The sequence below is a fragment of the Actinoplanes sp. CA-015351 genome (assembly GCF_050955685.1).
Taxonomy (GTDB): domain Bacteria; phylum Actinomycetota; class Actinomycetes; order Mycobacteriales; family Micromonosporaceae; genus Actinoplanes.
The window spans coordinates 3,843,514-3,869,296 of the sequence record NZ_CP192102.1; the positions used below are offsets into that span (position 1 = coordinate 3,843,514).

General features: G+C 69.3%; 26 protein-coding genes and 1 riboswitch. Of the genes, 14 read left to right on the forward strand and 12 right to left on the reverse strand.

Annotated features, from left to right (window positions below; genetic code table 11):
* Window positions 1-47 precede the first annotated feature (47 nt).
* Window positions 48-1,016 carry a diacylglycerol/lipid kinase family protein gene (locus ACQP2E_RS17460; RefSeq protein ID WP_433832939.1) on the forward strand — a complete coding sequence of 323 codons (969 nt, stop codon included), beginning with the start codon at window positions 48-50 and terminating at the stop codon, window positions 1,014-1,016.
* 36 nt (window positions 1,017-1,052) lie between these two features.
* Here ACQP2E_RS17460 and ACQP2E_RS17465 read toward each other — a convergent pair whose 3' ends face one another.
* Both ACQP2E_RS17465 and ACQP2E_RS17470 read right to left on the reverse strand, forming a co-directional pair.
* Window positions 1,053-2,321, reverse strand: a complete 1,269-nt coding sequence (locus ACQP2E_RS17465) for a sensor domain-containing phosphodiesterase (protein ID WP_433832941.1) — start codon at window positions 2,319-2,321, stop codon at window positions 1,053-1,055.
* 194 nt (window positions 2,322-2,515) lie between these two features.
* Window positions 2,516-3,178 carry a GntR family transcriptional regulator gene (locus ACQP2E_RS17470; RefSeq protein WP_433832943.1) on the reverse strand — a complete coding sequence of 221 codons (663 nt, stop codon included), beginning with the start codon at window positions 3,176-3,178 and terminating at the stop codon, window positions 2,516-2,518.
* A gap of 62 nt (window positions 3,179-3,240) precedes the next feature.
* Here ACQP2E_RS17470 and ACQP2E_RS17475 point away from each other — a divergent pair, with 62 nt between their 5' ends.
* Window positions 3,241-3,729, forward strand: a complete 489-nt coding sequence (locus ACQP2E_RS17475; protein ID WP_433833946.1) for an SDR family NAD(P)-dependent oxidoreductase — start codon at window positions 3,241-3,243, stop codon at window positions 3,727-3,729.
* Here ACQP2E_RS17475 and ACQP2E_RS17480 read toward each other — a convergent pair.
* On the reverse strand, window positions 3,636-4,388 hold the full coding sequence (locus tag ACQP2E_RS17480) for a TetR/AcrR family transcriptional regulator (RefSeq protein ID WP_433832945.1): 753 nt from the start codon (window positions 4,386-4,388) through the stop codon (window positions 3,636-3,638). The genes ACQP2E_RS17475 and ACQP2E_RS17480 overlap by 94 nt on opposite strands.
* 78 nt (window positions 4,389-4,466) lie before the next feature.
* Here ACQP2E_RS17480 and ACQP2E_RS17485 point away from each other — a divergent pair, with 78 nt between their 5' ends.
* The 4 genes from ACQP2E_RS17485 (at window position 4,467) to ACQP2E_RS17500 (ending at window position 7,456) form a co-directional block, all read left to right on the forward strand.
* The gene (locus tag ACQP2E_RS17485; RefSeq protein WP_433832947.1) at window positions 4,467-5,600 is read left to right on the forward strand and encodes an FAD-dependent oxidoreductase; all 1,134 of its coding nucleotides are present in this window, start codon (window positions 4,467-4,469) and stop codon (window positions 5,598-5,600) included.
* Between the two features lie 3 nt (window positions 5,601-5,603).
* Entirely contained in the window at window positions 5,604-5,756 is a 153-nt protein-coding gene (locus ACQP2E_RS17490; protein WP_433832949.1) for a hypothetical protein, read from the forward strand.
* Window positions 5,757-5,822: 66 nt separating this feature from the next.
* The gene (locus ACQP2E_RS17495; protein WP_433832951.1) at window positions 5,823-6,425 is read left to right on the forward strand and encodes a YdeI/OmpD-associated family protein; all 603 of its coding nucleotides are present in this window, start codon (window positions 5,823-5,825) and stop codon (window positions 6,423-6,425) included.
* A 77-nt stretch (window positions 6,426-6,502) separates the two neighbouring features.
* On the forward strand, window positions 6,503-7,456 hold the full coding sequence (locus ACQP2E_RS17500) for a ketopantoate reductase family protein (protein WP_433832953.1): 954 nt from the start codon (window positions 6,503-6,505) through the stop codon (window positions 7,454-7,456).
* Here the strand turns inward: ACQP2E_RS17500 and ACQP2E_RS17505 are convergent.
* Complete coding sequence (locus ACQP2E_RS17505) at window positions 7,429-7,695, reverse strand: glycoside hydrolase family 95-like protein (RefSeq protein WP_433832955.1); 267 nt, start codon at window positions 7,693-7,695, stop codon at window positions 7,429-7,431. The two genes, ACQP2E_RS17500 and ACQP2E_RS17505, sit on opposite strands and share 28 nt — an antisense overlap.
* Window positions 7,696-7,934: 239 nt before the next feature.
* On the opposite strand from ACQP2E_RS17505, the gene ACQP2E_RS17510 reads away from it, so the two are divergent.
* Window positions 7,935-8,189, forward strand: a complete 255-nt coding sequence (locus tag ACQP2E_RS17510; protein WP_433832957.1) for a hypothetical protein — start codon at window positions 7,935-7,937, stop codon at window positions 8,187-8,189.
* A gap of 38 nt (window positions 8,190-8,227) precedes the next feature.
* Here the strand turns inward: ACQP2E_RS17510 and ACQP2E_RS17515 are convergent, their stop codons facing one another.
* Entirely contained in the window at window positions 8,228-8,530 is a 303-nt protein-coding gene (locus tag ACQP2E_RS17515) for a hypothetical protein (protein ID WP_433832959.1), read from the reverse strand.
* A gap of 297 nt (window positions 8,531-8,827) precedes the next feature.
* On the opposite strand from ACQP2E_RS17515, the gene ACQP2E_RS17520 reads away from it, so the two are divergent.
* Window positions 8,828-9,295 carry a DUF4396 domain-containing protein gene (locus tag ACQP2E_RS17520; protein ID WP_433832961.1) on the forward strand — a complete coding sequence of 156 codons (468 nt, stop codon included), beginning with the start codon at window positions 8,828-8,830 and terminating at the stop codon, window positions 9,293-9,295.
* 36 nt (window positions 9,296-9,331) lie between these two features.
* Here the strand turns inward: ACQP2E_RS17520 and ACQP2E_RS17525 are convergent, their stop codons facing one another.
* The 3 genes from ACQP2E_RS17525 to ACQP2E_RS17535 are packed head-to-tail and all read right to left on the reverse strand — an operon-like array spanning window position 9,332 to window position 12,327.
* Entirely contained in the window at window positions 9,332-10,879 is a 1,548-nt protein-coding gene (locus tag ACQP2E_RS17525; RefSeq protein ID WP_433832963.1) for an FG-GAP repeat domain-containing protein, read from the reverse strand.
* A 53-nt stretch (window positions 10,880-10,932) separates the two neighbouring features.
* The gene (locus ACQP2E_RS17530; RefSeq protein WP_433832965.1) at window positions 10,933-12,066 is read right to left on the reverse strand and encodes an acyltransferase family protein; all 1,134 of its coding nucleotides are present in this window, start codon (window positions 12,064-12,066) and stop codon (window positions 10,933-10,935) included.
* 45 nt (window positions 12,067-12,111) lie between these two features.
* Entirely contained in the window at window positions 12,112-12,327 is a 216-nt protein-coding gene (locus ACQP2E_RS17535) for a hypothetical protein (RefSeq protein ID WP_433832967.1), read from the reverse strand.
* A 46-nt stretch (window positions 12,328-12,373) separates the two neighbouring features.
* A riboswitch (guanidine-III (ykkC-III) riboswitch) is annotated at window positions 12,374-12,440 on the forward strand.
* A gap of 11 nt (window positions 12,441-12,451) precedes the next feature.
* On the opposite strand from ACQP2E_RS17535, the gene ACQP2E_RS17540 reads away from it, so the two are divergent.
* Window positions 12,452-13,327 (forward strand): MBL fold metallo-hydrolase, encoded by an 876-nt coding sequence (locus ACQP2E_RS17540; RefSeq protein ID WP_433832969.1) that lies wholly within the window; start codon window positions 12,452-12,454, stop codon window positions 13,325-13,327.
* A gap of 38 nt (window positions 13,328-13,365) precedes the next feature.
* Here ACQP2E_RS17540 and ACQP2E_RS17545 read toward each other — a convergent pair whose 3' ends face one another.
* The gene (locus tag ACQP2E_RS17545; RefSeq protein ID WP_433832971.1) at window positions 13,366-14,925 is read right to left on the reverse strand and encodes an alkaline phosphatase D family protein; all 1,560 of its coding nucleotides are present in this window, start codon (window positions 14,923-14,925) and stop codon (window positions 13,366-13,368) included.
* A 122-nt stretch (window positions 14,926-15,047) separates the two neighbouring features.
* The gene (locus ACQP2E_RS17550; RefSeq protein ID WP_433832973.1) at window positions 15,048-15,824 is read right to left on the reverse strand and encodes a GntR family transcriptional regulator; all 777 of its coding nucleotides are present in this window, start codon (window positions 15,822-15,824) and stop codon (window positions 15,048-15,050) included.
* Window positions 15,825-15,975: 151 nt separating this feature from the next.
* On the opposite strand from ACQP2E_RS17550, the gene ACQP2E_RS17555 reads away from it, so the two are divergent.
* Window positions 15,976-16,173 (forward strand): hypothetical protein, encoded by a 198-nt coding sequence (locus ACQP2E_RS17555; protein ID WP_433832975.1) that lies wholly within the window; start codon window positions 15,976-15,978, stop codon window positions 16,171-16,173.
* Complete coding sequence (locus ACQP2E_RS17560) at window positions 16,170-16,340, forward strand: hypothetical protein (RefSeq protein WP_433832977.1); 171 nt, start codon at window positions 16,170-16,172, stop codon at window positions 16,338-16,340. The genes ACQP2E_RS17555 and ACQP2E_RS17560 overlap by 4 nt, the downstream gene beginning before the upstream one ends.
* A 92-nt stretch (window positions 16,341-16,432) precedes the next feature.
* Here the strand turns inward: ACQP2E_RS17560 and ACQP2E_RS17565 are convergent, their stop codons facing one another.
* Window positions 16,433-18,163: a CocE/NonD family hydrolase gene (locus tag ACQP2E_RS17565; protein WP_433832979.1), complete on the reverse strand. Its 1,731-nt coding sequence runs from the start codon at window positions 18,161-18,163 to the stop codon at window positions 16,433-16,435.
* Between the two features lie 188 nt (window positions 18,164-18,351).
* On the opposite strand from ACQP2E_RS17565, the gene ACQP2E_RS17570 reads away from it, so the two are divergent.
* Window positions 18,352-19,419 carry a magnesium and cobalt transport protein CorA gene (locus ACQP2E_RS17570; protein WP_433832981.1) on the forward strand — a complete coding sequence of 356 codons (1,068 nt, stop codon included), beginning with the start codon at window positions 18,352-18,354 and terminating at the stop codon, window positions 19,417-19,419.
* 22 nt (window positions 19,420-19,441) lie between these two features.
* Here the strand turns inward: ACQP2E_RS17570 and ACQP2E_RS17575 are convergent, their stop codons facing one another.
* The gene (locus ACQP2E_RS17575; protein ID WP_433832983.1) at window positions 19,442-20,065 is read right to left on the reverse strand and encodes a TetR family transcriptional regulator; all 624 of its coding nucleotides are present in this window, start codon (window positions 20,063-20,065) and stop codon (window positions 19,442-19,444) included.
* Between the two features lie 217 nt (window positions 20,066-20,282).
* On the opposite strand from ACQP2E_RS17575, the gene ACQP2E_RS17580 reads away from it, so the two are divergent.
* Together ACQP2E_RS17580 and ACQP2E_RS17585 are read left to right on the forward strand one after the other, a co-directional pair.
* A complete protein-coding gene (locus ACQP2E_RS17580; RefSeq protein WP_433832985.1) occupies window positions 20,283-23,192 on the forward strand; it encodes an Ig-like domain-containing protein in 2,910 nt (969 codons plus the stop codon).
* Between the two features lie 181 nt (window positions 23,193-23,373).
* Window positions 23,374-25,770, forward strand: a complete 2,397-nt coding sequence (locus ACQP2E_RS17585; RefSeq protein WP_433832987.1) for a methyl-accepting chemotaxis protein — start codon at window positions 23,374-23,376, stop codon at window positions 25,768-25,770.
* Window positions 25,771-25,783: the final 13 nt, after the last annotated feature.

Consider the following 25,783-nt stretch of genomic DNA (forward strand, 5'->3'; position numbering starts at 1 on the left):
CATTGCGGGTACTGGTGGGCGTCACACCATCGAGCCTGAGGACCCCCATGGAAACAGCGCTGCGCTCAGCCGTCGTCGTCAACCCGGTGAAGGTTCCCGACTTGGACGAACTGCGCCGGACCATCACCGAAGCGCTCGCCGCGGCCGGCTGGCCCGAGCCGATGTGGCTGGAGACCACCGTGGAGGATCCCGGCTCCGGTCAGGCCGCCCAGGCCGCCCGGGACGGCGCCGAGGTGGTCTTCGCCTGCGGCGGTGACGGCACGGTGATGGCCTGTGTCTCCGCGCTGGCCGGCACCGACGTCGCGCTGGCCGTGCTGCCGGCCGGCACCGGCAACCTGCTGGCCGCCAACCTCGGGCTCAGCGGTGACCTGGCCACCGGCATCGAGGTCGTCCTGCAGGGCGGCCGCCGGCGCATCGACGTCGGATGTGTCGGCGAGCAGAGCTTCGCGGTGATGGCCGGCATGGGCTTCGACGCCAAGATGCTGGACGCCACGAACGACACCGCGAAGAAGCACGTCGGCTGGCTCGCCTACGTCGCCGGAGCCGTCCAGCACCTGCGCGACCGGCCGATGCGGGTCACCATCTCACTCGACGGCGGACCGGCGTTCACCCGGCGCCCGCGTACCGTGATCGTCGGCAATGTCGGGCGGCTCCAGGGCGGGATGCGGCTGCTCCCGGACGCCCAGCCGGACGACGGCAAGCTCGACGTCGCGGTGCTCAGCCCGCGCAACCTGCGGCACTGGCTCGCGCTCGCCTGGGGAGTGCTGCGCCGCACCGGCTCCGTCGCGCGGATGGAGACGTTCACCGCCTCCACCGTGGAGATCCGCAGCAACCGGTCCCAGCCGCGCCAGCTCGACGGCGACCTGATCGATCCCGGCAAGGAGCTGCTGGTCAGCGTACGGCCGCAGGCGCTGCTGCTGTGCGTGCCGCAACCGGCTGACGATGCGGACCTCGCCCACGACGCCGACGCGGTCTCCCGTGACGCCGACGAGATCCGCGAGGCCACCAGCGCCTGACCGGGCTCACCACGACCTCACCGGGATCGGCAGGGTTCAGTGCTTGGTGAGCCGGCCGACCATGGAATGCGCGGCGGCGGTGACCAGCGCGCGGTCGTACGTGACGGCGAACGCGAACTGCCGGTCGGCGTCCGTGCCGGTGTCGCCGAGATCGCGGGCGATCAGCGCCGCCGCGGTATGGGCGCCGAGCACCACGACGGTCCACTCGCTGGCCAGCGGATCGCCGACGGCGAGGTGGCCGCCGCGTACCCCGGTGGCTGGTTCTGCAGTGATGTCCACACCCAGCGCGGCGACGAACGGCAGGTGCTCGGCGAGCGTGGTGAAGCGGCGGCTGGTGGCCGGGCGGAAGAACCGGACGTGCTCGAAGGCGGCGAGCAGGACCGGAGGCACCGAGGCGTGCAGCGCCATGAGCTCGAGCGTCTTCGACAGCGGGACGAGCAGGTGCTTGGGCGCGTGCCGGATGCGGTGGCCGGCACTGACCAGCTGAAATGGCGTGGCGCGCAGGGCCGCGCCGATCGGGCGCGCCGCGAAGCGTTCGGGGCGAAACGCCGACGGCGGGAACCGGCGTTCGCCGCGGCTCCACAGCCAGCCCTGGCCGAGGGTGGCACCCAGCACCAGCGCCCGGGTCAGGTCGTCCGGCGTCTCGATGCCTTCGGCGACTACCTCGGCGCCGGCTTGCTCGGCGTACGCGCGTACCGCCCCGGCGACGGTGACCGGATCCTTGACCGTACGCAGGAGTTTCAGGTCGAGTTTGACCACCTCCGGGCGCAGCAGCGGAATGAACGCGAGGGACTCCGGGTGGACCCCTACGTCGTCCAGAGCGATGGCGCACCCGGCGGCGCGTAGCTTTTCGGCGCCGGACAGCACCGCGGCGAGATCCTCGGCGAGAGCGCGCTCGGTGATCTCGACGACCACCTGGACGTGCTCGGCGCGAGTGGCGACCGCCTCCAGGACGACGTCCAGCCGCTGAGTCAGCGTCGTGGGTTCGAGGTTGACGAACAGGGTGACCGGCCGGCCCTGCGACATGCCGGCGGCATCCTGCAGCGATGCCCGCAGCGACGCCCGTTCCAGGTCGGCGAGCCGGCCGCTTTCCCGAGCGGCGTCCAGCAGCGCGAGCGGGGACTGCAGGCTGGTGCCGGCCGGTCCCCGCAGCAACGCCTCGAAAGCCAGCACCGTACCGGTGTCGACGTCGACGAACGGCTGGTAGACGCAGTGCAGAGCACCGTCACGCAGCACGTCGTCAAGGCTCGGGCCAGGCTCGCGCGCGACGGCATGGTGCATGTCCATGGCACTCACAAGCCCCATTTCGGCACGGCGATGAGGTTCCTGAGCTGCCGCAGCTGTCACCGTCTCGGCCCCGGACGGCGAGAAGGGTCACCCGACGAGGCGTCGAGGCGTGGCAGCCGGCGGGGCCCGCCGGCTTCACTCGACCACAGTGCTTTCGGCCGGCGGGCCCAGTCCAGTTGCCGACGCGGTGTTGGCTGGGCGATCCGCACTGCTCACTGGGTGAACGCGACCAGGTGGCGGTCGCGTGCCTGCCTCAGGTGCTGCCGCATCGTGGCCTCGGCCCGCTCCGCGTCCCGGTTTGCGATGGCCTCGGCCAGGTCGCGGTGTTCCTGGTGGGTGACAGCGGTGTGTGAATACGGGAAATAGCGCCGGTGCAGATGCAGATGGGCATGCAGCCGGGTGAACGCCTCCAGCAGCAGCGGACTGCCCGACGACTGCACCACCAGCCGGTGCAGCTGCGCGTCCTGGGCGGTGAAGGCGGCGTGCCACGCCTTCTCGTCGCCGTTGTCGAGGACGGTGCCACCCGCCTGCGCCACCAGCGACGAACGCTGCGCCTCGGTCGCGTGTGCGGCGGCTCGGCGGGCGGCGGCGCACTCCAGCAGCAGGCGCATGTCGAACAGGTCGGCGAACTCCTCCCGGGTCAGCAGCGGGCTGACCGTGTAACCGGCGAGCGCGCGTTTGCGGACCAGCCCCTCGGACTCCAGGCGGGCGAGGGCCTCGCGGACCGGTGTGGGGGAGACCTCCAGCTCGCGAGCGAGACCGTCGATGTTCAGGCGGTCACCGGGGGCGAGGCTGTGCTCCAGCACGGCCGACCGCAGCGTCTCGTAGACATCCTCGCTGAGGGTCGAGCGCTTCACGCTGCGCAACGACGTCATGGGGTTGACTCCCACCGAAAATCAGATTAATCAACAACGCCGGGATCAGCGCGGTCGGCGGCATCGACGGCAACGACGACGAGGAATGGCACCGCGTCCTCGACATCAACGTGGTCGGGATCGTCCGCGCCACCAGCGCCGCGCTGCCCTACCTGCGCCGCAGTGCCGCCGCTTCGATCGTGAACGTGTCATCGATCGCGGCGACCGCGGGCCTGGTGCAACGGGCGCTCTACTCCGCCTCGAAAGGCGCGGTGCACGCCCTTACCCTCGCCACCGCCGCTGACCTGGTCGGCGAGGGCATCCGGGTCAACTGCGTGGCCCCCGGGACGGTGGACACGCCGTGGGTGACGCGGTTGCTGGCGCGTACCGACGATCCGGAGGGTGAGCGGGCCCGGCTGGAGGCGCGCCAGCCGACGGGACGGTTGGTGACGGCTGAGGAGGTGGCCGGCGAGGTCGCCTATCTGGCGTCCCCGGCGTCCGGCGCGACCACCGGAATGTCGCTGGCGGTGGACGGCGGGATGTCCGGACTGAGGTTGCCCGCCCGCAGATGAAGTGCGGTGACGCCGGTGAGGAAGATGTTCAGTCCGGCCAGAAATTGCTCGCGGTCGTCGTGTTCATGCAGCTCTGCGGCAGTCTCACGGACGAGTGGGTCCGGATCGTCGTGCGCCCACTGGGCCGCCAGGCTCTGTAGGTATGCCTTGCGATCCGTGTCGCTGGTCACCTGCCGGGCACCGGCGGCGTGTTGCGCTGCCGCGCCGAGAACGTAGTTGACCAGCGCTGATCCGGCGTCCGCCCGGGCCGGTCCGGGCACGCCGAGTCGCTGCAGTTGTACGCCGAGGCTCTTCCAGATCCGGAAGACGGCAGGCTGCAACGGTGCGTGGGAGAGCTGGGTCCCGACCCACGGGTGCGCGTCGATCGCGTTGAAGATCCCGAGCGCGAGGGCGCGGATCGCCTGCTCGGGCCCTTGGTCGTCGCCGGTCCCCGCCGTCACCCGTCCCACGACGTCGTCCACTGCCGCGGCGAGCAACTCCTCCTTGTTGGCGACGTGGTGATAGATCGCGCCGCGACCGGTCGAGAGGTGCGCCGTCAACGCACGGACCGTCAGGCCGTCCTCTCCTGCCGTGTCGAGCAGTTCGACTGTCGCCTCGACGATGCGGCGCCGGGACAGCGCATCGCTGCGCCTGCTGTTTCGCGCCGGGAGGTTTGTCATGTCCGTCATCTTGACACAGTTGGACCGCCGGTCCAATCTTGGCGTTGGACCGCCGGTCCAACTTTCGAGAGGACAAATATGACGACTCCCGTCACGATCATCGGTGCCGGACTCGGCGGCCTCACGCTCGCCCGCGTCCTGCACCTGTACAACGTCCCGGTCGTCGTCTATGACGCCGAGGACTCGGCCTGGGCCCGCACCCAGGGCGGCCAGCTCGACCTGCATGAACACAACGGTCAGCGCGCCCTCGCGATCGCCGGGCTCACCCAGGAATATCGCGCGATCATCCACACCGGCGGGGGAGCACAGCGGGTTCTCGACCAGCAGGGCGCGGTGCTTGCCGACCTCCTAGACGACGGTTCGATGGCCCGGCCGGAAGCACTGCGCGGCGACATCCGGCGCATCCTGCTCGAGTCACTGCCGACCGGCACCGTGCGGTGGGGCAAGAAGCTCACCGCGGCCACTCACCTCGGCGAGGGCCGGCACGAGCTCACCTTCGCGGACGGCTCGACGGACAGCACGGAGATCCTGGTGGGCGCCGACGGGACCTGGTCGCGCGTACGAACGCTGTTGTCGGGCGAGAAACCGGCGTACGCCGGCCTGAGCTACATCGACACCTACCTGCACGATGTCGACGAACGCCACCCCAGGACGGCCAAGGTGGTCGGCGACGGCGCGATGTACGCCCTCATCCCCGGCAAGGGTTTCCTCGCCCACCGCGAAGCGCACGACACCATCCACACCTACGTCGTGCTCAACCGGCCGGTCGAGTGGTTCGCCGGCATCGACTTCACCGATGCCGGCGCCACCAGGACGCGAATCGCGGCCGAGTTCGAAGGATGGGCGCCCGAACTCACTGCCTTGATCACCGATGCCGATACGCCGCCGATCCTGCGCAGCATCCACCAGCTCCCCGACCGCCACCGATGGGACCGCACACCCGGCGTCACCCTGCTCGGCGATGCCGCCCACGTGACGGTCCCCGGCGGCGAAGGCGCCAACACGGCGATGCTCGACGGAGCCGAACTCGGCGAGGCGATCGCCGCACACCCCGGCGACGTCGAAGCCGCCTTCGCCGCGTACGAGAAGGTGATGTTCGACCGCAGTGCGGCCGAAGCGGCCAGCGCCCACGAGACCGTCGCCCTCATCTTCGGCGAAAGCGCACCCCACGGACTCGCCAACCTGATCAACGGCATTGACCAGCCTCAGTGACGAGTGCGGGCGGGCCAGCTGGCCTTCATCACCGGCTCCAAGAACATCGACACCGACTGGGACGCCTTCGTCCAGGGCCTGGACGGCGTCGGCCTCAAGCGCTACCTCGAGATCAACCAGCAGGCGTACGACAGGTACAAGTCCGCCGCGAAGTGACGAGCGAGCCCGGCGGTTCAGCGCGCCCGTGGCCTTCGCCGCGCGACAGCGGGTTAGCCTGCCGTCATGGGGAGCGCGGAGCTGGATGAGTTGATCGTCGCGGACTCCGGGGCGCTGCGCGCGTGGTTGTCCGCCAACCACGCCGCGTCGCCCGGTGTCTGGCTGGCCCTGACCAGAAAAGGCGGCACGGTCACCACGCTGACCTGGCAGCAGGCGGTCGACGAGGGCCTGTGCTTCGGCTGGATCGACGGGCAGGCCCGCAAGCGGGATCAGGAGAGCTCGTGGATCCGGTTCACACCGCGCAGAGCCCGCAGCTCCTGGTCACAACGCAATGTCGCGCACGTGGCCCGGCTGGAAGCGCAGGGCCTGATGCTGCCCTCGGGCCGGGCCGCGGTGGACGCCGCGAAAGCCGACGGGCGGTGGGCTGCGGCGTACGCCCCGCCGTCGGAGGCCGAGGTACCCGACGACCTGCTCGCCGCCGTCGCCGCCGTCCCGGCCGCCCAAGCCATGTTCGACGTGCTCACCAAGGCCAATCGGTTCGCTCTCATCCACCGCGTCAACGGCGTCAAACGGGCGGAGACCCGCGAGCGGAAGATCGTCGAGATCGTCGCCATGCTGGCCCGCCACGAGACGTACTACCCGCAGAAAGCCCAGCCTCCGGCCTCATGACGTGCGGCGGCGCAGGCCGTCGAGGGCGAGGGTACGCGCGGCAAAGTGGAGACGATCTCCAATTAAAGGGGACACGTATGAAGATCTTGATGTTCGGCCGGGGCGTCATCGCCGCGGCGTACGGATGGGCACTGGAGCAGGCCGGGCACCAGATCGAGTTCTACGTACGCCCCGGCCGGGCGGCGACGTACGGGAACGCGATCGACCTCGACCTGCTCGACGCGCGGCGCCGGCCGCAAGGGCGGCGGGTCACCGGGAAATGGCCGGTGCGGTACCGCGAATCTCTGGAGCCGGACCACGACTTCGACCTGATCGTGGTCAGCGTCCAGCACTACAGCTTCCCCGCGGTCGTGTCCTTCCTGGCGCCGCGCGTGGGCAAGGCCACGGTGCTCGTCTTCAACAATCTGTGGGCCGAGCCGCTGGCCGCGGTCGAGGCCCTGCCCGCCGACCAGGTGGCCTGGGGCTTCCCCGGCGCCGGCGGCGGATTCGGTGACGACGGCGTGCTGCGGGCCGCCCTGCTGCCCGTGGTCTTCATGGGCACCCTCGGCGGGCCGCCGGCCGGGCGTGCGCAAGCCGTGCGCACCGCGTTTCGGCAGGCCGGGTTCCGGCTCCAGGAGAGCACCGACTTCCGGGGCTGGTTGGCGATCCACTTCCTCCAGAACGCCGGCCTGCACACGCAGAGTCTGAAACTGGGCTCCCTAGCCGCGCTGGCCGGGAAGCCCCGCAACGTCCGCGAGGCGATCCTGGCCACCCGCGAACTGCTGCCCCTCGCCGAGGCCCGTGGCGTCGATCTGCGGAGGCATCGCCGCGACCTGCTGCCGTTCACCGCGCCTGTCTGGCTGGCCGCGCCGATGCTCGCCTGGCTCTTCGGTCACTTCCCGCCGATGCGTACGGTCATGGAGGCACACGCCAACCCCGAGGAACTCCGTGCGGTCTGCCGCGACACCCTGGCCGAAGCACGCCGGCTGGGCGTGTCCGTGCCGCGGCTGGAGGCGGCCGAGCCCTACTTCGCCGCAGAGAATCCTGTTTGAGGCAAGAGGTACGGCTCCGCCGGAGTGACGGTGATCGTGGAGATGGTGTCGCGGTAACGGACGCGGGTGTGTGCGGGCCGGTCGGCGTGGACCCGGGCCTCGTGCAGCTCACCGTCGCGCCAGGTGAGGTCGACGGTGAAGCCGCCCCGGGCGCGAAGGCCGCGCACCGAGCCGTCGCGCCATGCCGACGGCAGGGCGGGCAGCAGTTCGATCTCCTGGCCGTCGGACTGCAGAAGCATCTCGGCGATGGCGCCGGTGCCACCGGAGTTGCCGTCGAACGAATAGATGTTCTGTGGGGCGCCGGCGATAAGGCGCAGCGGGTAGTGCCGATCGTCGAGGTGGATGCTCAGGTGGCCGTCGTCGGTGTCATGGCCGGCGTACCGCCATGCGACGCCGCGGCTGCCGTCGGCGAAGCGTACCTGCAGGCTGGGCGGGCCGAACCGTGCACCGCCCTCCGCGTGATGACGCGGTGGGTGCCGTGTTCGCTCGGGCCGGCACCGCGATCGGCGCCGGCATCGCCGCGGTCGCCAACCTGGTCGGCCCGGCCCGGATCGTCGTCTCCGGCGAGGGCCTGTCCGCCTACGACCTGTTCGAGCCGCACATCCGGGCCAGCTTCCAGCGCCAGGCCTTCGGTGCCGCCGCCGAGTGCCCGCTGTCGATCCGGCCGCTGCCGTTCGAGGAGTGGGCCCGCGGCGCGGCCGCGGTTAGCATCAAGGCGCTGGTCGCCTCCTGACCCGGGCGCCGCCCTCGCCGTACCGGCACCGTCCAGCGTCACCGGCGCCGGTCGAGCCACTCGATCAAGCGCACCTCGCTGCGCAGCAACTCCGCGCGCTCCCACTCCGGCAGCCCGGTCAGTGGATCCGGCAACTCCCGGCGCGCCGGGACATGGACCATCTGCCCCGAGTACTCACGGCAGTCGGCGCACCATGCCAGCTGGATGCACCGCTCAAAATTGCGATCCCCCGGTGGGTAGTGCCGGTAGACGTGACTGCGGATCTCGCCTTCGCAACCGTTCTCCGTGGTCCAGTGGATGGTGCTCACCTTGTGCCAGCGCCACTGCGGCCTGCGTCCCATGATCGGCGATCGTGCCACGGGCACGCGAGGGTGGCTGACGGCCGCTACGAGATCACGCGGAGCTACCGTCGCTGTCCGTGTCGGGCTCCCCGCGTACGGTAGAAAGCCATCGACCCGGCCAGGAACACCACGCTGATCGACGTTTCATCAGGACATTCTGGCGGAGGCGGGACGTGGCTGTGCACGCCCGGCGAAGTGGCGTGCGCGCTGGCACATGTGCCGCAACGGTGGCCTCATCTACGGTTGCCGTTGGCTCCACTGAGCGTCGTTCACGCGTACCGGAAAGGGTTTGACCTGATGAGTGGGCATGCGCAGCAGGCCGCGGCAGGCGCGGGGTGGGGAATGGCGGTGAGTGCCACGCTGCATTGCCTGACCGGTTGTGCGATCGGCGAGGTTCTCGGCATGGCGATCGGAACGACGGCCGGGCTCGGCAATGGCGTCACGATAGCGTTGTCGGTGTTTTTGGCATTTATCTTCGGCTATGCACTGACGGCGCGCCGGGTCGCGCGGACCGGTCTGCCGCTGCGTCAGGCGGTCCGGATCGCGCTGGTGGCCGACACGCTGTCGATCGCCGTCATGGAAATCGTCGACAACGCGGTTCTGGTCGCACTGCCCGGGGCGATGGATGCCGGACTGGGAACGGTGACATTCTGGCTGTCGCTGGGATTCGCGCTCGCTGTGGCATTCGTCGTCACCGTGCCGGTCAATAGGTGGCTCATTGCGCGCGGGCGCGGGCATGCCGTCGTCCCGCACGCCGGGCATTAAAAACCCACTCTTTTGTACGATCGGAGCCTGGCCGGGTCAGCCCCCGATGACCCACACATGACCGCGACCATTGGCAGTGCCAGTCTTCTGGATCACGACGAGGTCGGGGCGCTTGCCGGTGCCGGCGTCGGCGAGAAGCAGGGCGAAACGGTCGTCGGCGAGGCCCAGCACCGTGCTTTGTTTCACCAGCGTGCGGCTCAACTGCGCCGCGCCGTCGAGGACGTGCAGCTCGGTCTTGCCGGCGGCGGTGGCAGGCTTGCGCACCAGGACGACGTCGGGCTTCGTGTCGTGGTTCCAGTCGAGGACCTCGGCCCGCTGGCCGTCCCGCGCGGGCTCCGCGGTGGTGATCGCCGGTACGAGATCGCGCTGGAAGTTCGAGGCCCCGTCCAGGATCCGCACCTCGACCTTGCCGCTGGCCGTGCCGGAGGTTCGCACCGCGACGAGGTCGGGCCGGCCGTCGGCGTTCCAATCGGTCATGGCGAACTGGGCCTTGTCGTCGGCGGCAAGGCTCGTGGTGGTGGTCAGGGTCAGGTTCCGGAACGAGGAGGCGCCGTCGGCGACGACGATCTCGACCTTGCCGCTGCCGGTTCCGGTCTTCTGCACCACGACCAGATCGGGGCGGCCGTCGCCGTTCCAGTCGGCGGCCGTGTAGTCGTGCCGCTCGTCGGTGGCGGGGACAGCGGTCGCCGTGGTCAGCAGCAGGGAGGCGTAGTCGCGGGCACCGTCCATGACGCGTACCTCGGTCTTGCCGGTGGCGAGGCCGGCGCCGTTGACGACCAGCAGATCGTTGTGCTTGTCGCCGTTCCAGTCGGCCATCAGCAGGTCGTGGCGGCCGGTGAGCGTGCCGATCTCGGTCTCGGCGGTGGCCGTCACCGCCTGGTACGGCCCGGTCGGGGTGGGCGACGCCGCCGCCGAGGTCGCCGGGGCCGGCGACGCAGCGTTGGTGGTCCACAGGCTGGCCACGATCAGCGCGGCGTCGTGCACCTCCGGCGTGTACGCGCCCGGGTAGGCCGACGTCTGCACGTACTGGCAGATCGCGCCGATGCCGCCGGTCATCCAGGCACCGCCGGGCAGTTTGCGCAGCATCGCCTTGAGGAACGCGTCGGTGGCGTGCGCCGGGTCGACCAGCTGACTGGTGCTGCCCCAGCCCTGCGAGGGCCGCTGCTGGAACAGGCCGAGACTGTCGTGGTCGAGCGCGACGCGGTGATTGTTGAGGGTGCTCTCGGTGATTGCCGTGGTGATGGCGATGACGGCGGCGCGCTCGGGCAGGTCGCGGGCCTTGACCCGGGCCACGATGACGCGGGCGCAGGCGATGGCGCGGCCGCTGACGAGCGAGCCGAGACGGCGGCCGTTCATCAACGGGCGCAGCTGCTTGGCGATGGCCTCGTCGGAAGCGGTCGAGGTGCCGGGGACGCAGGCGGTCTCCCGAGGTGCGGCCGCCAGTGCCAGGGCAGGGGCGGCCTCGGCGGGTGCCGGGATGCTGATGGTCGCTGCGGTGAGTGAGGCGGCGAGCATCAGCCGGTGCACGGCACGGGATCCGCTGGTGAAGCCGGTGGCACGGGTACGTACCTGATCCACTGCCATGTCGTACCGGACCTCCCCGTCGAACCGTCGGCGCGGCCCCAATGTGTCATAGATCAGGCCTTCTCGGAAAGACCGAGTGGGGCAACGGACACGAGCCGCGATGGCGGCCGGATCGCGTTCCTGACGTCCGTCCAGGAGCGGAACGGCAGTTCGAAGACCTTGGCGAACCACCACGCGCCGATCAGCGAGAGGCCGCCGGCCAGGACGGTCGTGACCGCGAACGCGACGGTGGAGTGACCCAGTCGCGGCGCCACCAGTTTTTGGTCGATCGCGACCACGATCGGCAGGTGGATCAGATAGAGGCTGTACGAGATCGATCCCAGCCCGCGCAGCGGCGATGATTCCAGCAGCCGGACCAGCGCGGCGGGCCGGCCGTTCGCGACCGCCAGCAGAAACAGGGTCATCGCCGGGACGACTGCCTGATCGACCCAGTAGTAGTGGGTGACCATCCAGCGTGCGCCCTGATGCAGGACGAGAACTCCGGCGGGGATCGCGGCCAGCACCGACAGCCCCATCCACGGCAGGTGGCGCAGGCGGTCGCCGGCCGCGACCACGGCCGCCGCCACGACGCCGGCTGCGAACGCCGGCACGAGATGCGGGGCCAGCCAGTTGTCGCCCTGCGGTGGTGAGCCGTCGAAGACCACGACACCGATCACGATCACCGGCAGGGTGACGACGGCCAGCATCACCGCCGGGCCGTACCGGCGGCACAGGACGAGCAGCAGCGGGAGTACGCCGTACAGAAGCGCTTCCACGCCGATCGACCAGAACGCGCCGTTCGGGGTGGGCACGGTGAACAGGTCCTGAAGCAGCAGCGTGTAGACCACGACCGATGCGGCGGTCGGCTCCGCGGAGTGCGGCTGCCGTACCACGGTCCACGCGATGACCAGGCTGAAGGCCAGAGCGGCCCAGTAGGCGGGGAGGATGCGCCAGGCCCGTCGCCGGGCGTAGGAGGCCAGGCTGCCCAGCCGCCAGTCGTTGCGGGCGGCCGCCAGCGCCAGCGAGAAACCTGACAGGACCAGGAAAAGCACCACGGAGAGCCGGCCGAATCCGAGCCAGCTCAGCCAGTCGGGGCCGCGATAGCGGGGAAAACCGCGGAACGTGTACGCCCAGCAGTGGAACAACACTACGTAGAGCGCGCAGAGGCCGCGCAGACCGTCAAGACCGGCCACCCGTTTCCGGTTCACTCCACAGTTCACGCACAGCCGGTTCAAAAGGTTCGACGGTCGGGATCATTCGGTGGTGCGTCGCAGGGCGAGGGTCGCGTGGACCTGGGCGAGCTGGGTCGTGGCGGTGAGCATCGCGAGGTCGGCGCCGGGGACGTACGGCTCGTCGGCGTGGTCGTCCTCGTTGATGTTGGTCTGGTAGTCGACCAGGCAGACCTGGTAGAGGCGTTCGGCCTCGTCGGCGAGTTCGGCGGCACGGGCGGCGTGCTCGTCAGGAGTCATGCCGATCATGGTGCCATCACCGGCGCTGGCTCTGGTACGTTGCCTCGTGGCGGCGTGATGACGCTTCCCCGGACGAGATGTGCGCCGTACCCGGCCTGCAAAGACGACGCATCCGGGAGGCGCCATGACCGGCACGCGTATCGACTTCACCTCCGCGACGCCGGCCGCCGGCACGCTGGACGTGCGATGGATCCACGGGTCGAGTTCGGCGAAACACAACACCGATCCCGACATCCAGGTGCATGCCTACAACGAGCACACCGTCATTCTGCGGCAGAACAAGGCGGTCGACTACGAGGCGCCGTTCCTGTTCCTGCTGTTCGGCAACGATCGGGTGGTCCTGCTCGACACCGGTGCCACCGCGTCCGCGGAGCATTTCCCGTTGCGGCGCACCGTGGACGACCTGATCGGGCGATGGCTCGAAGCACATCCCCGCGACGACTACGAGCTGGTGGTTCTGCACACCCATGCCCACCGTGACCACGTCGCCGCCGACGACCAGTTCACCGGCCGTCCCGGTACCGTTGTGGTGGGCGCCGACCGGGCGAGCGCGTGGGCGTACCTGGGTCTCACCGCGCCGGGTGAGGCGGCGGCCCTTGACCTCGGCGGGCGGGTGCTCGACTGCCTGGCCACACCCGGCCACCACGAGTCGGCGGTCACCTTCTACGACGCGTACACCGGGCTGCTGTTCACCGGCGACACCGTCTATAGGGGCCGGCTGTACATCGATGACTGGCCGGCGTTCCGGCACACGATCGACACCCTCGTCGCGTTCGCCGGGACGCGGCCGGTGACCCACGTGCTGGGCTGCCACATCGAGATGACCAGCGAGCCGGGCGTGGACTACCCGATGGGAACCACCTTCCAGCCTGACGAGACACCGTTGCAGATGACCGGCGGCCACCTGCGCGACATCCAGGCGGCTGTCGCGGTGGTGGGTGACCGGACCGGCCGGCACGTCTTCGACGACTTCATCCTCTGCCGCGCCGGGGCCGCCTGACGCCTGCGCCGGCAGGCGACCCCAGCGGGTCGGGCACGTCAGGTCTTGACCAGTGTGGACGTGCCGGACTCGACGGTGTACGAGGCGGTGGTGCTCACCGGAGCCTCCCGCACGGCGATCGTCTCGACCGTGCGTGCGTCAGTACGCCACTCGTGGCGGTTGACAGTGCAGCGCAGGTACCCGCGGCGGGAACCGTCGAAATACCGCACGTGCGGGTTGAGGAGGGGGTTGAGCGCCTTGATCGGCGCGTCGTAGGCGGCGGGGAAGTCGGAGCTCACCGAGGTGGCCGTGAACTCGACCGCCACCGAGGCCTGCTCCGGCCGGTCGAAGTCGAGCTTCAGCTCGCTGAACCAGCTCGAGTGGATGTCGCCGGCGAGCACCACCGGATTGGCGACCTTCGCGTCGTGCAGGTGCTGCAGCAGGCGGGTGCGTTGCGGCGCGTACCCGTCCCACTGGTCGAGGTTGGCCAGGGTGGTGGGCCCGGCGCCGGTCGGGTTTGGGAACTTGGTACGGCTCATCATCACCTGCTGGGCGATGACGTTCCACCGCGCGGGGCTGCGGTCGAGGCCCTTGAGCAGCCAGCGCTCCTGGTCCTCGCCGGTCAGTGTGCCGGCCGTGTTGGCGAGCCCGGCCTCGAACAGGCCGAAGTCGCCGGAGAAACCGCCGGGCTGGTCGGAACGGTACTGCCGGGTGTCGAGCACGTTGAATCGCACCAGCCGCCCGTAGTCGAAGCGGCGGAAGATGCGCAGGTCAGCGCTGCCGGGACGCAGGTTGGCGCGGATCGGCATGTGCTCGTAGTACGCCTGGTACGCGGCCGCCCGCTGCTTCGCGAAGTCAGCCGGCGTCTGCCGCTTGGCGCCGGTGTCATCGGTCTCGTCGATCAGGGTGGCGTAGTTGTTCTCGGTCTCGTGGTCGTCCCAGGTCACGATCCACGGGAACGCCGCATGGGCCGCCTGCAACGCCGGGTCGCCCTTGTACTGCACGTGCCGGGCCCGGTAGTCGTCGAGCGTGACGAGCTGGTCGAGCCCGAGGGTCTGCGGGGTGGTGTGCCGGCGATCGGCGTACGCGCTGGCCGGGTCGTACTCGTAGATGTAGTCACCCAGGTGCAGGACGACGTCGAGGTCCTCGGCCGCCAGTCCCCAGTACGCGGGCCAGTACCCGTTCTGGAGGTCCTGGCAGTTGACGATGCCGAAGCGCAGTGCGTTCCCCGGTGACGCGGTTCTGGTCCGGCCGGTGGGGCTGATCCGTCCCAGCGCCCGGAAGCGGTAGAAGTACTCGCGGCCGGCGTCCAGGCCGCGGGCGTCGACGTGTACCGAGTGCGCGAGTTCGGGACGCGCGTAGGTCCGTCCGGAGCGGACGATCCGCCGGAAGCGCTCGTCGCGGGCGACCTGCCAGTCAACCTCGATGGGCCGGCGCGGCAGGCCACCGTCCTTGATCAGGCGTGTCCAGAGGATCACGGCGTCCGGCAGCGGGTCACCGCTGGCCACACCGATGGGGAACAGGTCGGCCGGGGCGGATGCGTACGCGGCACCACCTGGCAGCGCGATGGCACCCGCGGCGATGGCGGCGCCGGAGAGAAGTTGACGACGAGTAGGCATGCCGATCAGCCAATCGGCCGCCCATGACGAGAGGGTGACGCCGGAGTGGATGCCGTACTACCCATTGACGGCGCTGCCTGGCCGGCCGGTTCGCCGGCAGTCCTCGGTGAGCCCTGCCCGGGTCAGTCGTCGTGCCAGCTGCGCTCGAAGACGATCTTGTGCCGGTCACCCGGCAGGACGTTGACGGTGCAGCGGACCGGCCGGCCGTCGGCGGTGTAGCCCGTGTCGTAGTGCACGGCGACCGGAGTGCCCAGGCCCAGCCCCAGCCTGTGGATCTCCTCGGGGGTGGGCATCCGTACGAATATCTCGTCGATGGCCCGGTCCTGCTGGTAACCGAGGTCGGCAAGGACCTGGTCGGTGCCGCGGGGAACGTACGCCGGCGACATGATCTCGGAGTCCTTGACGATCTCCAGGAGAAAATGCGAGTCGTTGATGTTTGTCGGTTCACCGTTGATGGAACGCACCCGCCGGCGAGCGACGATGGTGGCTCCCGTGTCCACCCGCAGTCGTTCGGCCAGGTCCGGTGTGGCCTGCACGAGTGACACCTCGATCCGCTGACTGGGCACCCGTCCCTCGGCGGAGATCTGCTGGGAGAACCGGTCCACCTCCGGGGTCGCGGGCCGGGGCCGGGACTTCTCCTGGGGCCGGTAGAGCATGTGTTCGCGTTCCCGGACGAAGTACCCGCGAGGACGCCGCGCGACGATGAGCCCTTCGGTGACGAGCAGGCTCAGGCCGGTGCGGACCGTCTGGCGTGCCACGGCGAACTGGTCGGCGATCGCGTTCTCGGTGGGTAGTTGATCGCCCGGACTTAACTCGCCCGAGGCGATCTTGCCGCGGTAGGTCGATGCGATCCGTTGGTACGCGGGGGCGCCAGGGTTGTTCTGTGCTTCCACTATCACGCACACCTCCATCAGCCACGGATCGTCTAGACAATATATGCCTTGCCTCTTGACGGCGTGCCGGGCGGCTGCCAGCCTGTTCTCAGGACACATTGTCTAGTCAATGCATCAGGTCTGGACATTGGACCGTGGATGCGGTGAAGGAGTTCCAGTGGTTTCCAAGACTCGGGTGGTGCTCGTCGTGCTGCCGATCACTCTGCTGACGGTCGCACTGGCCGTCCTGTTCGCGGCCAGGGGCGCCGATGCGGCCTGGATCAAGATCTTTATTCCCGGTTTCCTTGGCCTCGGCATGGTCGTAGCCCAGTCACTCGGGTGGCTCGACAAGCAGATTCCGCCGGGTGAACAATGATCACGTGCACCGTCCTGGCGGCCGTTGTCGTGTTGTTCGTCCTCGGCTGCGCCTGCTACCAGCTCAGCAGCCCGGCCGGCACCGCATACCCCGGCGCCTCGCCGTACGGGATCGAGGAGGACGGCAGCGACGACGACGCGGGCGGAGACGGGGGCGGGGAGGCCTGAACCGTCGCCGCGCGGAGCACCACGGGATGCGATGACCAGGCGGGGCGAGCTGGTGGGGCGTGACCGGGGGGTGGGCCCCGCCCCACCAGGACCTAACCCTCCTGGACCGGCAGTTGCAGGTAGGAGGCGTGTTCGCCGCCGGTGTGCACGACGTGCAGTCCGCTGTTGGCCGGGACGTACTCGACCAGCGCGGGCATCATCGGGCCGAGCAGGTTGCGGCTGCTGACGACGAATCGCAGCTGCTCACCGGCGTGGAACTTCAGGCCGATCGGCAGCAGGTCGATCTCGACCTCGACGATCTCGCCGGGGGCGAGCTTCTCGACCCGGTCGAAGGTGTGCACCGGAATGTCCTCGGTCGACAACGCCTCGTCGAGGCGCCGCAACGAGACCCGCAGGCGTCCGTCGGAGCCCTTGTACCGCAGGATCGTCGCGCCGCGCTCGGTCAGGTCCTGCACCCGCGCGCTGTGATTCGGTGTGGTGAACGCCGACAGCGGTGTCCCGTGCGCGTCGAGCTTCTGCACGAGGACGAACAGGTCCATGTCGTCGGAGCCGCGGGCCTCGACGAACAGATGCGCTTTCGGGTACCCGACGAGGGTGGTCCCGGCCTCGAACGTCGTGGTGAACGACACGACGTCCGGGTTCGCGTCGACGGCGTAGAGCGCCTCGGACGCCGGGACGGGCACCGTCGTGGACAGGGTCCGGGACAGGCCGTCGAGGTAGTACTTCGTCGAGGTGACGTCCGGCGGCGGGAACTCGTCCGCGGCGACGTCGACCTGGTCGCCGCCTTCGAGGTCGAGCACGGAGTAACGGACGCGTGGGGTCTGCTCCCAGCCGTTCTGCTCGTCCTTGAGGTAGCGGTCGAAGAACGTGCGCAGGTCGTCGCGGTTGGTCTCGTCGTAGTAGTCCGGCCACTCCTGGCCGTTGTGCACGCGCAGCCATTTGTCCGGCGAGGCGATCCGGCGCCAGGCCCGGAACGTGCCGGCGGTGTGCAGCGTGTTGGAGTAGCTGGCCACCACGTACGCCGGCACGGTGACCTGGTCGAAGTCCGGGATCTTGGTCGCCCACAGCTCGCTCATCAAGGGGTACGCCGAGGCCTCCGCGATGATGTCCTCCTTCTGCCCGAGGCCCCAGAACGAGTAGTCGCGCAGCTGCCGGGCGAACCCGGTGTCCGGCATGCCGCCGCGCAGCACCAGGTCGCGGTAGACGTCGCTGACGCCCTCCCACGGGTTGATCGCCGCCAGGTGCGGCGGCTGCTCGGCCGCGGTGAACCACTGGGACACCGCGAGGTACGAGGTGCCGCTCATGCCGACCTTGCCGGTGCACCAGTCCTGGACGGCCAGCCACTCGATCAGGTCGTGGCAGTCCCGGCCTTCCTGGCGGTCCCACAGCACGCTGTCGCCCTCGGAGTTGATGGTGCCCCGGGGGTCCGGGTTGCAGATCGCATAGCCCTGCGAACACCAGTAGGCCGGGTCGGGCGCTTCGAACTTCGCCAGACCCGAGACCACCTTGTTGTCCAGGCCGACCAGTCCGAACACGCCCATCACGCTGGTGGAGGTGCCCTGGCCTTTTCCGTACGGGCTCCAGGCCACGATGACGGGCACCGGCTCGGTCCCGGCGGGCCGGAACACGTCGACGTAGATCGTCACGCCGTCGCGCAGAGTGACGGCCACGTCTTTCTCGAACACGATGTCGACCGGGGTCGGCCGGAACGCGGGCGCGATCTGGAATCCGGCCGGCAGCGTGCGGGTGCCCGGCGCGAAGTCGCTCAGAACGCCGTACCGGTCGCCCGGCTCCAGTGGCTTCGACGGCATGAAAATCCTCATGGCGAGCTCCTTGTCTCTCATCGGCTGCCGAAAGATACGCCCGCTCGACTCGAATATCAACACGTGTTGAGATAAGTTCGAAGCGCCGATCCCCGGAGTGCCGCCAGATACGCCTGCGAGTCGCCGCCGGCTCGGCGATGCTGATGGGATCAAGGCCGCCAGCAGCGGTTTGACGAACGGAGGCGACCGTGGCCCTCATCGACAGCCGCATCTACGTCAAGGGGTACCGGGTCGACCAGCCGCACGACCTGCGCCAGGTCTTCGACGCGCTGAAGGAGGCCGGCGGCGTCGCCTGGATCGGCCTCACCTCGCCGAGCCCGGACGAACTGACATCGGTCGGAACCGAATTCGATCTCCACCCGCTTGCCATCGAGGACGCCCAGAAAGGACACCAGCGTTCCAAGATCGATCGGTACGGCGACACCCTGTTCGTCGTCCTGCGACCCGCCTGGTACGACGAAGCCCACGAGCAGGTGCACTTCGGTGAGGTCCACCTGTTTGTCGGCCCCACATTCGCGGTCACCGTGCGTCACGGTGACAAGCCGGACCTGGCGAAGGTCCGCACCGCCCTGGAGTCCGAACCGGAATTCCTCAGCCTCGGCTCGGAAGCCGCGCTGACCGCCTTCCTCGACGAGATCGTCGACGGATACGCCCCGGTCGCGGCCGGACTCCAGGCCGACGTCGACGAGATCGAGGACAGCCTGTTCGGCCCCGGCGACATCGACCCCGCCCTGTCGAAGCGGATCTACCAGCTGCTCTCGCAGGCGATCCAGTTCCAGCGCGCCATCGGCCCGGTTCCGGACATGCTGCACGGGCTGCTGCGCGGCGCGGGCAAATACGGCACGATCGGCGAGGTCCGGGCTCGGCTGGACAACGTGCTCGACCATGCGGTACGCGTCACCGAACGCGCCGACACCATCCGCACCCTGCTGGAGAACGCGCTGACCGTGCACTCCACACTGGTGTCACTGGAACAGAACGAGGCGATGCGGCAGATGTCGAGCGCCAGCCTCGCGCAGGGGGAGGAGAGCCGCCGCCTCGCCGAGGAGACGATGGAACAGGGCGAAGAGGTCAAGAAGATCTCGTCCTGGGCCGCGATCCTGTTCACCCCGACCCTGGTCGCGTCGGTCTACGGCATGAATTTCGACCACATGCCCGAACTGCACTGGCACCTGGGCTATCCGTTCGCCGTCACCCTGATGCTCGTCCTCGGCGCGAGCCTGTGGGGCATCTTCAAGCGCAAACACTGGCTGTGACCGTCTATTTCGAAGATCCGGGTTACCTCAGAGATCCGGAGAGCACGGCCTGAATGGCCGGGCCGACGATTTTCACGATGGTCTCGCGGTCCTGCTCGACGAGAATCGGCACGCCGACGATACGACGCCCCACGATGACGCCGATCAGCATGGTCGAGGCCAGCCCGGCCCGCACGGCGGCCGCGGGGTCGGCGCCGAACCGTGGGCCGATCGCGTCCAGCAGCCGGGCCTGAAGGAACTCGCGGAGTTGTTCCGCGGCGTGCTCGTTGGTGATCGTCGAGCGGAGCATGGCCAGCAACGGCTCCGCATCGTCCGGCGGGCCCTCCCACAGATCGAGGTAAGCGCGGGTCACCCGTTCCCCGAGGCTGTCCTGCGGCCCGTCGAAGGCATCGCTCATCCGCGCCAATGCCTCCGGCGAGATCGACATGACCGCCGCGAAAAGCTCCTCCTTCGAGCCGAAGAACTGCATGACCAGAGCCGCGTCGACGCCGGCATCCGCCGCGATCTTGCGGATGGTCGCTGAGGCGTACCCATCCTGGGCGAAGCGTGACCGAGCCGCATTGAGCACCGCAAGCCGGTTGTCGTTCCCACCGGGCCGCCGTCCCCGGCGGGGCCGCGCCGGTGCCTCGCCCGCATCCCTGCTCATCCGGCGATCTTACCGATCGTTTTTTCCGCCCTTCAGATAGGCCAAGAAATACCTTTTCGGCAAGCGTGTGAGCAGCGCTTTTTCCTGGGAGGAATTCCCGACACGGACGACCATCGGAAAAGTGAAAGGTTGAGCGCGCCAAGAGCCTATGGGGGGCTAGCTCGGCGAAAGGACAGTCATGCGTCGACGCCTTTATGCTGCGACTATATTGCCATTTATGCTTGCCATCTTCGCGGTAACTCCCGCGAAGGCGGCCGTGACGACCACCGACAGGATCAACTTCCAGCCTGCCGGGTCGGCGGTGCCGGTCGGCTACCGGGCGGACACCGGCGCGGCCTACACCGCGGCCCGGGGGTACGGCTGGGTGCGCCAGGACAGCCTCGGCGGCACCCGGGTGCCGCTCGACCTGACCGCCAACACCCGCGACCGGGCTCGCACCGGCATCGACACCCGCCTCAACACCCTCATCCACCTGCAGTACGGCGACACCGGAGGCACCGCCGGCGTCGCCACCGCGGGCGCCTGGGAGTACGCCGTGCCGAACGGCACCTATCAGGTGACCGTGTCCGCCGGCGACCGGCCGGCGTACGACAGCAGCCACACCCTGCGGGTGGAGGGCGTCCCGGCGATCAGCGGGTTCGTCTCCACCGCCGCCACCGAGTACCGGCAGGCCACCGTCACCGTCGCGGTGACCGACGGCCGGATCACCGTCGACGCGATCGGCGGGACCAACACCAAACTCAACTACGCCGACATCGCCCGGGTCACCTCACCGACCGGCCTGATCGCGGTGCCCGGCGACGGACAGGTCGCGCTGACCTGGACCGGCACCTCCGCCTCCTACGACGTGTACCGCGGCACCACCAGGATCGGCACCACCACGAAGCAGTCCTTCACCGACACCACGGTGACCAACGGGACCACCTATTCCTATGAGGTACGCGCGACCGAAGGCGGGCAGAGCACCCCGGTCAGTGTCACCCCGCGCGCCTTCAGCCTCAGAGTCAACTTCTCCGACGCGGCGACCGCAGCACCGACCGACTACGTCCGCGACGCCGGCGAGGCCTACACCAGCGCCCGCGGATACGGCTGGATCGACCTGGGCGAGCTGACGCCGGCCAGCCTCGAAGGAAACGGCCGCAACCGCAACCCGGCCGCCGCTCAGCCCGACGTGCGGCTCGCCACGCTGATCCACGCGCAGCTGCCCGCCGGGTCGGCCGGTTCGCACACTCCTGGCGCGTGGGAGGCCGCCGTACCCGCCGGCACCTATCAGGTCACCGTCGCGGTCGGTGACTCCGGCGCCGCCGTCGACAGTGTGCACTGGGCCAATGTGGAGGATCAGAACGCCATCGCGGGATTCGTACCCACGGCTTCTGCGAGACACGCGAGCGCGACGCGCTCGGTGACGGTGACCGACGGGAAGCTCACGCTCAGCCCGGCGGGCGGAACCAACACCAAGTTCAACTACATCGATATCATCAGCGTGCCTCGCGCCGGCGCGCAGCCGTCGGTGCGGACCAGCACCCCGGCCAACCTCGCCACCGGCGTGGGGCCCACCACCAGCATCGTCGAGGATCTGGTACTGCCGAACGGCGGCGTCGACGGCACCTCCCTGACCAGCTCCGCGGTGACGCTGACCCGCGCCGGCACCGGCGCGACAGTACCCGGGCGGGCGTTCACCAGCGGCGGTGGCGACGTCGTCAACTTCTCCCCGGCCGCCGCTCTGGACGCCAGCACCACCTACCGTTTCACGATCACGTCAGCGGCCCGCGACGTCACCGGCGCCGCGTTCCTGCCGTTCTCGATCGTCTTCACCACCGGCACCGGCGAGCCACCCGCCGACGAGATCGCCTTTGACAAGACCGTCGGCGTGGCCACCGGCGCGTCCTTCACCACTGTCCTCAAAGGACCCGACGGCAGGCTCTATGCCGGCACCCTGAGCGGCCAGATCCACCGATTCCCCATCAACCCCGACGGCACCCTCGGTGCCTCCACGATCATCAATTCGGTACGCGTGAACGCCACAGCCGCGAACCTGCCCGGCCAACCCAGCCGCACCGTCATCGGGATGGCCTTCGACCCGGCGTCCACCGCGGCCAGCCCGATCCTGTGGGTGACCGACAACTACGAGTTCGCCGGCGAACTCAACGTCCCGGACTGGTCCGGGCGCATCGGCCGGCTCACCGGACCCGACCTCGGCACCTACACCCCGGTGGTGACCGGCCTGCCGCGCTCGGTGAAGGACCACGAGACCAACTCGCTGGCGTTCGGCCCGGACGGCGCGCTCTATGTCAGCCAGGGTTCCAGCACCGCGATGGGCGCCGCCGACTCCACCTGGGGCAACCGACCCGAACAGCTGCTGAGCGCCGCCGTGCTGCGCCTCGACCCGGCCCGGCTCCCGACCACCCTCCCGCTGGACGCCAGGACCGCGGCCGGCGGAACCTACGATCCGTACGCTGCCGGCGCGCCGCTGAGTCTGCACGCCACCGGCATCCGCAACGCGTTCGACCTGGTCTGGCACAGCAACGGCCACCTGTACGTGCCGACCAACGGATCGGCAGCCGGCGGCAACACACCGGGCACGCCGGCAACACTGCCCGCATCCTGCGCCCGGCGCGGCTACACCGGACCGGCCGTGCCCGCACTGACCAGTGTGCCCACCTCGGAGACCGACTACGTCTTCGACGCCAAGCCGGGCAGGTACTACGGCCACCCGAACGCGTTGCGGTGCGAATGGGTCCTGGCCGGCGGCAATCCGACTCCTGGTGCCGACCCGTACGAGTTCACGTCCTATCCGGCCGGCACCGCCCCGGATGCGGACTTCGACCTCGCCGGAACGTACGACGCCGGCCTGCACGCCAGCGCCAACGGTGTGATCGAGTACCGGGGGAGTGCGTTCGGCGGCGAGCTGCGCGGCAAGCTGGTCATCGTCCGGTACTCGGCAAGCCAGGACCTGCAGACCTTCGACGTCGCGGCCGGCGGGGCACTGTCCAACCGGCGGACCGGCATCCCTGGGTTCACCGGCTTCAACCAGCCACTCGACGTCACCGAGGACACCGCCACCGGGTACCTCTACGTGACGGAACTCGGCGCAGGCCGCATCACCCTGCTCAAACCCCGCCTCTGACGTTCCCGCCCCGGGTCGCCGGCACCGCTCGCGCCGGCGGCCCGCCGCGCCTTCCGGCGACGAGGCAGCTGGAGAGCGATCGGTTGCGACCTGGGTGCGCCGCTCAATCCCTCGCGGCGGCGGCCGAAGATGCGGTCGAGGCATCCTGACCGGGTGTCCGCACCTGCATCGAGGAGACCAGATGACGGACCAGCCGCAGATCGCCGACCTCGCCATCGAGCCCGCCTTCGCCGACGCGTACCGGGGCCTGGTGTCGGACGGCATTCTGGGGTTCGTCGTCGATGCCGCGGACGGCAGCCTGCGCGCCGCGACGGAGCCGGCCACCGCGGACTGGGCAGCGGGCGTGCTCAGTGGCGAGCAGGTCCTCGCCGAGCTGCGCCGTGCCGCGAAGGACGGCACGGCCGCCACCTTCAGCGGGACCGGGCTCAGCGGTGGACCGGCTCGGTACCACGCGACGGTCCGCCCGGTCGCGGGTCCGGCCCGCGGTCCTCACCACCTGGTCGTGGCATTGCGTGACGTCTCCGCCGAGCAGCGTGCGGCGGCCGAGTTCGAGGGCAAGGTCAACGCCATCGGACGCGCGCAGGCCGTCATCGAGTTCGACCTGCAGGGCATGATCCTGACCGCCAACGACAACTTCCTGCAGACTCTCGGCTATCAGGCCCGCGAGGTGGTCGGCCAGCACCATCGCATGTTCGTCGACACCGAGTACGCGAACTCGGCGGAGTACCGCGCGTTCTGGGCCCGGCTTGCCTGCGGCGAGTACGAGGCCGGCGAGTACCGCCGCGTCGGCAAGGGCGACCGCGAGGTTTGGATCCAGGCGACCTACAACCCGATCCTCGACTTGGACGGCCGCCCGGTGAAGGTGGTCAAGTTCGCCACCGACATCACCCTGGCCAAGCAGCGCAGTGCCGAGTTCGAGTCCACCGTCGCCGCTCTGAACCGCTCGCAGGCGGTCATCGAGTTCGACCTGCAGGGCATCATCCTGTCGGCGAACGACAACTTCCTGTCCTCGGTCGGTTACGCCCGTGACGAGGTGGTCGGCAAGCACCACCGGATGTTCTGCGAGCCCGCCTACACCGCGACCGAGGACTACCGTGACTTCTGGCGTGGCCTGGCCCGCGGCGAATTCCACGCGGGCGAGTACAAGCGCCTCGGCAAGGCCGGCAACGAGGTGTGGATTCAGGCCTCCTACAACCCGATCGTCGGCCTGGACGGCCGCCCGGTGAAGGTGATCAAGTTCGCCTCCGACGTCACGCCGCAGAAGCTGCGCAACGTCGACTTCGAGGGCAAGCTGGACGCGATCGACCGGTCTCAGGCGGTTGTCGAGCTCACGGTCAAGGGCGAGGTGCTCACCGCCAACGAGTCGTTCCTGGCGCTGACCGGTTACCGGCTCGATCAGGTGGTCGGCAAGCACCACCGGATGTTCTGCGAGCCGGAGTTCGCGCAGAGCGCGGAGTACGCCAACTTCTGGGAGCGACTGGGCACCGGCGAGTACCAGAGCGGCGAATACAAGCGGGTGGGCGTGCTGGGCCGGGAGATCTGGATCCAGGCGACGTACAACCCGATCCTGGACACCGATGGCCGGGTGGTGAAGGTGGTCAAGTTCGCCACCGATGTCACCGACGCCAAGGTGCGCAGCGCCGAGTTCGAGTCCAAGGTCAACGCGGTGGACCGGTCGCAGGCAGTGATCGAGTTCGACCCCGAGGGCATCGTGCTGCATGCCAACGAGAACTTCCTGCGCACGACCGGTTACTCGCTGCGCGAGGTGGTCGGCCAGCACCACAGCATGTTCTGCAGCCCGGAATACGTGGTCAGCGCGGAGTACCGGGACTTCTGGCTCAACCTCAACCAGGGCCAGTTCTCGGCCGGCCGCTACCACCGGCTCGGCAAGTACAACCGCGAGATCTGGATCCAGGCCACCTACAACCCGGTGTTCGACCTCAACGGCAAACCCTTCAAGGTCGTCAAGTACGCCACCGAGATCACCGCGCAGGTACAGATGGAGCAGCTGGTGCAGGCGAAGACCAGCGAGATGACGGCGACCGTCGGCGGCCTGGCCTCGGCGACCACGCATATCGCGCAGACCAGCGGGCAGGCTCTGGAGCTGGCCCGGCGTACCGCCGGCGACGCCGAGCAGGGCGCGGCCGAGCTGCAGCGCTCGATCGAGGCGATCAAGCTGATCCAGGCGTCCACCCGGGAGATCGGTGAAATCGTCGGGGTGATGGGCGAGATCGCCAGCCAGACGAACCTGCTGGCGTTCAATGCCTCGATCGAGGCGGCCCGGGCAGGTGCGCACGGCGTCGGGTTCGCCGTCGTCGCCGGCGAGGTCCGCAAGCTGGCCGAGCGGTCCGGCGACGCGGCCCGGCAGATCGCCAAGCTGATCAACGAATCGGCGATGCGTGTCAACGAGGGCGCGGACGTCTCCGACCGGGCCGGTAGCGCACTGACCCGGATCCGGGAGAGCGCACGCCTGACCGACGAGGCGATCGGTCAGATCACGACGTCGACCACCACGCAGCAGGAGGCCTCACACGAGGTGACCGCCCTGCTGGGTCAGCTCGCCGGCGCCTGCAAATGACGAGCGCCGCGAC